This window comes from Acinetobacter sp. 228 (assembly GCF_048147885.1).
The window spans coordinates 1-1,028 of sequence record NZ_JAYWYV010000606.1; the positions used below are offsets into that span (position 1 = coordinate 1).

1 protein-coding gene and 1 pseudogene are annotated in these 1,028 nt (G+C 31.6%); both read right to left on the reverse strand.

Translation table 11 applies throughout. The annotated features are described in order from the left end of the window. Positions 1 to 709, reverse strand: a pseudogene (locus VXQ92_RS21215) (hypothetical protein); the annotation flags it as partial. Next, on the reverse strand, positions 706 to 1,028 hold a 323-nt coding region (locus VXQ92_RS21220; protein ID WP_416683094.1), incomplete at its 5' end, for a hypothetical protein. The gene VXQ92_RS21220 and the pseudogene VXQ92_RS21215, both read right to left, overlap by 4 nt.

Here is a 1,028-nt window from a genome sequence, read left to right on the forward strand (position 1 = left end):
AGAGTGTTACTGTTTCATTTTGTCTATGCATATCTAATGATGATGCAATCAATACGCCATATGCTAAAAAGATTATAGATCTTGATCTCTGAGAGGCGGGTGTTTCTGGAAATGGTACTTTAACATTATGATTTGTCATAAATTGGGCTAAATTACCTAATTTCTTAGCAAAATCTTGTTGGTTTTTACCATCACCTCTTACAGTCTGGGTTACTACATATGGTTTATAACTTTGTTCAACCAAGTCTATAACACCAATGAAGCTATCAAGCCCACCAGATAATAAGGAAACACAATCTTCTAATTGGTAAAAGGCATCTTTATGTAATTTTGGATATTCTCCACCACCAACAAAATTTAACTCCCATCTATCTGTTGTAAGAAAACTTAAAAGGGTTTCTAATAATTTTTTTTGTTTATTCCAAAAAATACTATCTATTACTGAAATTGTTAACTCAAAATTTCTTGTCCAACCATCAGGACTTTTTTTTCGATGTCCAGCTTGATCTGCAGCAATCACAGATAATGCAATAGATACAAGATACCATGCTTTTTCATGAGGAATAAGTTTACTATCATAAACCTCTCGTAAAATTTTTGCCCCAATACACCCCTTAGTCTTATCTTGTGTATATTCAAATAGTATTACATCTAAGTCGCTATTAATTTTAGAAAAATTAAAATTTTCTAATGCGCATGTAATTTTCATTCGGCATATCCCTCAAAAACTTCAAATGTTTCACGTATTGAATTATCCACAATATTTTTTATCTGATCTGAAGCTAGTGGAGTCCTTTCATTAATATTTTTTCTAAACGATTCAGCCACAGTTTGCCTTACGTAGTCTCTTATTTCTTTTAATCGGCTTAGTCCCAAAGTTGCATTCGGAGCTTTACTTAGGATAGTTTTACCTAAGTCTAAATTTATCCTTCTAAATACATCATCACTAACAAATCTTTCTAATGCGAATAAGCGCTGTGAGTCATCTAAATTTTTAAGATCAGCTTCAGGAAATTTTTCTAATAATT